The organism is Colwellia sp. KS18-150, from assembly GCF_057551365.1.
The window spans coordinates 106,747-113,153 of the sequence record NZ_BAAJMC010000010.1 but is presented as its reverse complement, the minus strand read 5'-3'; the positions used below and the strand labels follow the sequence as shown (position 1 = coordinate 113,153).

Below are 6,407 nucleotides of genomic sequence, written 5' to 3'. Positions count from 1 at the left end.
AAATATGCCTCCAGATTTTCTTAAGGCTATTTGCTTTAATTATTATTTTTTCAAAGGTTAAAATTTATGTGGTATCAAGAGTCTTATGATGTAATTGTTGTTGGTGGTGGCCATGCAGGCACCGAAGCGGCGCTTGCTTCAGCACGAATGGGTTGCAAAACCTTGCTATTGACTCACAACATAGACACCTTAGGGCAAATGTCCTGTAACCCTGCAATAGGTGGTATTGGTAAAGGTCATTTAGTTAAAGAAATTGATGCCTTGGGTGGCTTAATGGCAACCGCAATTGATCATAGTGCAATTCAATTTAGAACTTTAAATGCCAGTAAAGGTCCTGCGGTACAAGCAACAAGAGCTCAAGCAGATCGTGCTTTGTATAGATCTTATGTACGTCAATTCTTAGAAAACCAAGAAAATCTAACCATATTTCAACAACCCTGTGATGATTTGATCTTAGAAAATGATCGAGTTGTCGGTGTTTCTACCCAAATGGGCCTTAAGTTTAAAGGTACTACGGTAGTGTTAACAGTAGGAACTTTCCTTGCAGGCCAGATACATATTGGCTTAAATAATTACCAAGGTGGCCGAGCAGGTGATCCTGCTAGTGTAAATTTAGCCACTAAAATGCGTGATATGCCATTTAGAATAGATCGTTTAAAAACGGGTACTCCACCTCGATTAGATGCACGCTCATTAGATTTTTCAGTAATGGAAGAGCAACCAGGTGATACACCCTCCCCTGTTTTTTCATTTATGGGATCTGTTAAAGATCATCCTCAACAAATATCTTGTTTTATTACTCACACTAATGAACAGACTCACCAACATATTCGTGACGGCTTAGATCGTTCACCAATGTACACTGGTGTCATTGAAGGTATTGGTCCACGTTATTGTCCTTCTATTGAAGATAAGATCACACGCTTTGCAGATAAAACATCCCACCAAATATTTGTTGAGCCTGAAGGGTTAACTACCCATGAAGTTTACCCTAATGGTATTTCAACCAGTTTACCTTTTGATGTGCAAATGAACTTAGTACGCTCAATTAAAGGCTTTGAAAATGCATTTATTACTCGTCCTGGTTATGCCATTGAATATGATTACTTTGATCCTCGAGATTTAAAACAATCACTAGAAAGTAAGTTTGTTGAAAACTTATATTTTGCCGGACAAATTAATGGTACCACGGGTTATGAAGAAGCGGGTGCACAAGGATTAATTGCATCAACCAATGCTGCATGTCGAGTTAAAGGACTTGGTGAGTTTACTTTAGGTCGTGATCAAGCTTATATGGGCGTACTGATTGATGATTTAGCCACTTTAGGCACCAAAGAACCATATCGTATGTTTACTTCTCGCGCTGAATACCGATTATTATTACGTGAAGATAATGCTGATATCCGTTTAACTGAAAAAGGCCGTGAAGTTGGTTTAGTTGATGATCTTCGTTGGCAGCGTTTTAATGAAAAAATGGAAAATATAGCCCTTGAACGTCAACGCTTAAAAGATACTTGGGTACAAAAGGATCAAAGTAATGTTGAGCAAGTAAATGCGTTACTTAAAAATCCAATGAGTAAAGAAGCTAGCCTTGAAGATCTTATTCGTCGTCCTGAAGTGCGTTATGAAGATCTTATGAAAATTGAAGGATTAGGCCCCGCGATTACTGATAAGCAAGCAGCAGAGCAAATTGAGATTCAAACTAAATATGCTGGCTATATTGATCGACAGCTTGATGAAATAGCAAAGAAAAAGCGAAATGAAGATACTTTGATCCCGCTTGATTTTGATTATCAACAAATATCTGGGCTTTCAAATGAAGTCGTTGCTAAATTAAAAGATGCCCTTCCTGAAACTATTGGTAAAGCTTCTCGAATTTCTGGTATTACTCCTGCGGCAATTTCGTTATTATTAGTGTACTTAAAGAAACATGGCTTATTGCGTAAAAAAAGTGCGTAAATTAGTTGTTTAGGTTTAAGCCAAAAATTTAAAAATAATGAAAGCATTAACATGACGCTAACTGTAGACCTAGAAAAACTCATTGCTAAAACATCATTAAAAGTAACAGATGAACAAGTACAATTACTTGTTCAATATGTTGAGTTACTACATAAATGGAATAAAGCTTATAATTTAACTTCGGTAAGAGATCCTCAAGATATGTTAGTTAAACATATTATGGATAGCTTAATGGTGGGTGAGGTTTTAGAGGGAAACTCATTTATTGATGTTGGTACTGGGCCTGGATTACCAGGAATCCCACTTGCTATTTTGTATCCAGAGCGAAATTTTGTATTATTAGATAGTTTAGGAAAACGGATTACGTTTTTAAGGCAAGTGGTATATCAATTAAAGTTATCTAATGTACAGCCTATTAAATCACGTGTTGAAGATTTTCAAGGGGAAGCACCGTTTGATGGTGTGCTCAGTAGAGCCTTTTCATCCCTAAATGATATGGTAAGCTGGTGTTCTCATTTAATAACTCAGCAGCAAGGTTACTTTTTTGCACTAAAAGGACAATACCCTGCGGATGAAATTGCAGATTTACCTGAAAATATTAGTTTAGTATCAAGTCATGAGATATCAGTACCTGAATTAGTAGGTGATCGTCATGTGCTTATCTTAAGAAAATTAAATTAATTGTAGGTGAGGCTTTAGTCTTGCTCGTTGTCAGCCTAGGGCTAACCTACGAAATAATAAAAAATAGAGGCGCTTGTGGGAAAAATTATAGCTGTTGCGAATCAAAAAGGTGGTGTAGGTAAAACTACTACTGCCGTTAATTTAGCTGCCTCGTTAGCCGCGACAAAACGTAAAATATTATTAATAGACCTTGACCCTCAAGGTAATGCCACTATGGCTAGTGGTATTGATAAGTACGAAGTACCTGCAACCTGTTATGAGTTACTTATCGAAGAAAAGCCAGTATCAGAAGTTGTACAAACAGAAACTTCAGGCTTATATGATTTAATTGCGGCGAATACAGATGTAACGGCTGCAGAAATTAAACTCATGGAAGTTTATGCACGAGAACAACGCTTAAAAACTGCATTGGCACCGGTAAAAAGTTATTACGATTTCATTATCATTGACTGCCCTCCCTCATTAAACATGCTTACAGTCAATGCGATGACAGCTGCTGATTCTGTACTAGTACCTATGCAATGTGAATATTATGCCTTAGAAGGGTTAACGGCATTGATGGATACCATTTCAAAGTTAACTTCTGTGGTGAATGGCGATCTTCATATTGAAGGTATTTTACGTACTATGTATGATCCTCGTAATCGTTTAGCGAATGATGTATCTGAACAATTGAAACGTCATTTTGGCGATAAAGTCTATCGTAGCGTTATTCCTCGAAATGTTCGTTTAGCTGAAGCGCCTAGTTTTGGAGCACCTGCAATGTATTATGATAAATCAGCAACAGGCTCTAAAGCTTATTTAGCCTTAGCTGGTGAAGTATTACGCAAGAATGCACCAATTAAAAATGATCAAAACACCAGCAGTAATCAAGAACCTAAACAAAAACAAAGTACTGTAGAGTAACTTCAAGGAATATTATGAGCCCAGCAAAAAAAAGAGGTTTAGGCAGAGGTCTTGACGCACTACTTACTCCACAAGTTAGAGATTCAGTACCAGAAGAAAATATAGAAGATGGCGATGTAAAACCTAAAGATGGTGACTTAAGAAAAATTGCTATCGACAGTTTATCGCCAGGTAAATATCAACCGCGTAAAGATATGTCTGATGCGGCACTTGAAGAATTATCATTATCTATTCAATCACAAGGTATTATTCAACCAATCGTTGTTAGGTTAATTGACACCAATGATAAAGAAAATTATGAAATTATCGCTGGTGAACGTCGATGGCGTGCAGCACAGTTAGCACAACTAACCGAAGTTCCTTGTTTAATCAAAGATGTACCTGATGAATCAGCCGTCGCTATCGCTTTAATTGAGAATATTCAACGTGAAGACTTAAATGCGATGGAAGAAGCGGTAGCATTAGAGCGTTTGTTAACTGAATTTGATCTAACGCACCAAGAAGTTGCTTTAGCAGTAGGGAAGTCACGCACCACAGTAACAAACCTATTACGGTTGAATAATCTAAACGAAGAAGTAAAAACCTTTCTAGAAAATGGTGATATAGAAATGGGGCATGCTCGTGCATTATTAGCACTTGCTGATGGTTTGCAAGCTAGTGCAGCTCGAACTATAGCTGCCAAAGAGCTTACAGTTAGAGAAACAGAAGCTTTAATTAAAAAAATCCAAAACCCAAGTGAAGACAAGCCAGCAAAAGAGAAAGATCAAATAAGTGTTAACATTGAATCGGATCTGAGCGATAAAATAGGGATGAAAGTTGCTGTAAGCCATAATAAAAAAGGTAAAGGTAAATTAGTCATCTCTTACGCAAATTTAGCTGAGCTTAATGAGTTTATTGCAAAAATAAACTAAAACTAAAGGCTTTAACCTAAGTTTACTTCCTACAAATACTTTTATGTAATAAGAGCTGAACGCGTACAAATTAATACCTTATTCAACTTGTATTAGCTCTTTAATAGTATTGATAAAAAAAATATTAAATATTCGCACAAATAAAGGGCGTTCGTTGCCCTATTTTCTTGCAAAAAAAGCCAAGTTAAGTATACTTGCGCAAACTTTTTAGTGTTAAAGTTTTTACTTTAAAAAAGAACACAGACTACGATTTTATTCGTATTCAGAGCAATTAACTTTAGCTTATAATTTTAAAAGTAATATTTAACTAATAATAATGAATAATAAATTAACTCATGCGGGGCGAAAGTTTGCCCTTTACCAAATATTATTCACACTGTTTATTGTATTGTTAGTAACACTTGTAACTTATTTTATATGGGGTGCAATTCATGCAAAATCAACTTTAGTTGGTGGCATTGTTGCTGTTGTGCCCAATATTGTTTTTGCTCTTAAAGCATTTAAATATGCAGGAGCACAGTCATCAAAAAAAGTGGTTGAATCTTTTTTTAGTGGCGTGAAATTGAAGATGGTTTTAACGGCTTTATTATTTGCACTCGCCTTTAAATTTTTAGTGCTACTGCCGGTACCGTTTTTTGTAATGTTTACTTTAGTTATGGTTATGCCATTAATAGCTCCGCTTTTATTAAGCAAAGTTATTAACAGTAAACCTTAACTCGAAAATTTTATTTTTAAACTTTAATCATTGGGATAATTAATATGGCTTCAGGTGTTGAAATTACTAGCCAAGAATATATTAAGCATCACCTTCAGAATCTAACCATTGGAGAAGGCTTTTGGGCTCTTCATATAGATACTTTAGGCTGGTCAATATTTTTAGGCTTAGTTTTCATTTTTTCATTTCGTGCAGTAGCAAAGAAAGCAACTACTGGTGTACCCGGTAAGTGGCAATGTGCTGTTGAAATGATTGTAGAGTTTGTTGATGATAGTGTTAAAAGCACTTTTCATGGAAAAAACCCAGTTATCGCACCATTAGCATTAACAATATTCGTTTGGGTATTATTAATGAACGCTATGGATTGGGTACCTGTCGATCTTATTCCTCGAATTTTTGAGTTGTTTGGTGTTCATTATATGAAAGCAGTACCAACAACCGATCCAAATATGACTTTCGCATTAGCGCTTGGTGTATTTGTTCTTATTATTTACTATTCAATTAAAGTTAAAGGTGTTGGTGGCTTTATTAAAGAGCTTACTACTCAACCTTTCGGTCACTGGTCTTTATACCCAGTAAACTTTATTTTAGAAATGGTTACCTTATTAGCACGCCCTCTATCTTTAGCCTTACGTTTGTTCGGTAACTTATATGCGGGTGAGTTGATATTTTTACTTATTGCGACAATTGGCTTGTTCCAATTGCCAGTACATTTTTTATGGGCAGCTTTCCATTTGCTGGTTATCCCATTACAGGCGTTTATCTTTATGATGCTTACTATTTTATATTTGAGTTTAGCACACGAAGATCACTAATTTGCATGGAGCAAATTAGCACGAATTTATTCGGCCCGTAGGGTGGAGGGCAGGAAGCCCAAAATACTAAATTTATAGGTTGGATTTATCCAGTCTAAAATAAGAGTTTTTGTACAAATTTTTAATTTTTTTTAACTTTATAACTTTAAATAATCGGAGATAAATATGTTATATATCGCTGTTGCGTTACTAATCGGTCTAGGTGCTTTAGGTACTGCGATTGGTTTTGGTTTATTAGGTGGCAAGTTCTTAGAATCTGCTGCTCGTCAACCTGAATTAGCACCACAACTTCAAGTAAAAATGTTCATCGTAGCGGGTCTTATCGATGCTATCGCGATGATCGGTGTTGCGATTGGCTTATACCTATTATTCGCAGTTGGTGCTTAATTCTAAGTCCATTGTTTAACCGCGAATTTAAAT

7 protein-coding genes are annotated in these 6,407 nt (G+C 36.0%); all 7 read left to right on the top strand.

All coding sequences use genetic code 11. The features are described from left to right. The first annotated feature begins 66 nt into the window (after positions 1-66). The 7 genes from mnmG (at position 67) to atpE (ending at position 6,374) form a co-directional block, all read left to right on the top strand. Positions 67-1,959: a tRNA uridine-5-carboxymethylaminomethyl(34) synthesis enzyme MnmG gene (mnmG, locus tag AC27IF_RS13295; protein WP_487054824.1), complete on the top strand. Its 1,893-nt coding sequence runs from the start codon at positions 67-69 to the stop codon at positions 1,957-1,959. Between the two features lie 51 nt (positions 1,960-2,010). Then, positions 2,011-2,640: a 16S rRNA (guanine(527)-N(7))-methyltransferase RsmG gene (gene rsmG, locus AC27IF_RS13290; protein ID WP_487054823.1), complete on the top strand. Its 630-nt coding sequence runs from the start codon at positions 2,011-2,013 to the stop codon at positions 2,638-2,640. Positions 2,641-2,715: 75 nt separating this feature from the next. Next, positions 2,716-3,546: a ParA family protein gene (locus tag AC27IF_RS13285; protein ID WP_487054822.1), complete on the top strand. Its 831-nt coding sequence runs from the start codon at positions 2,716-2,718 to the stop codon at positions 3,544-3,546. Between the two features lie 14 nt (positions 3,547-3,560). Further along, positions 3,561-4,457, top strand: coding sequence for a ParB/RepB/Spo0J family partition protein (locus AC27IF_RS13280; RefSeq protein WP_487054821.1), 897 nt, complete (start codon positions 3,561-3,563; stop codon positions 4,455-4,457). Between the two features lie 316 nt (positions 4,458-4,773). Then, complete coding sequence (locus tag AC27IF_RS13275; RefSeq protein ID WP_487054820.1) at positions 4,774-5,172, top strand: ATP synthase subunit I; 399 nt, start codon at positions 4,774-4,776, stop codon at positions 5,170-5,172. Between the two features lie 44 nt (positions 5,173-5,216). Further along, entirely contained in the window at positions 5,217-5,987 is a 771-nt protein-coding gene (atpB, locus tag AC27IF_RS13270) for a F0F1 ATP synthase subunit A (RefSeq protein WP_487054819.1), read from the top strand. 165 nt (positions 5,988-6,152) lie between these two features. Beyond that, positions 6,153-6,374, top strand: a complete 222-nt coding sequence (gene atpE / locus AC27IF_RS13265) for a F0F1 ATP synthase subunit C (protein ID WP_076417406.1) — start codon at positions 6,153-6,155, stop codon at positions 6,372-6,374. Positions 6,375-6,407 lie beyond the last annotated feature (33 nt).

Bases quoted from the DNA above. Each gene is read 5' to 3' on its own strand.
- mnmG (WP_487054824.1), top strand. From the start codon at position 67: ATGTGGTATCAAGAGTCTTATGATGTAATTGTTGTTGGTGGTGGCCAT.
- rsmG (WP_487054823.1), top strand. From the start codon at position 2,011: ATGACGCTAACTGTAGACCTAGAAAAACTCATTGCTAAAACATCATTA.
- AC27IF_RS13280 (WP_487054821.1), top strand. From the start codon at position 3,561: ATGAGCCCAGCAAAAAAAAGAGGTTTAGGCAGAGGTCTTGACGCACTA.
- AC27IF_RS13275 (WP_487054820.1), top strand. From the start codon at position 4,774: ATGAATAATAAATTAACTCATGCGGGGCGAAAGTTTGCCCTTTACCAA.
- atpB (WP_487054819.1), top strand. From the start codon at position 5,217: ATGGCTTCAGGTGTTGAAATTACTAGCCAAGAATATATTAAGCATCAC.
- atpE (WP_076417406.1), top strand. From the start codon at position 6,153: ATGTTATATATCGCTGTTGCGTTACTAATCGGTCTAGGTGCTTTAGGT.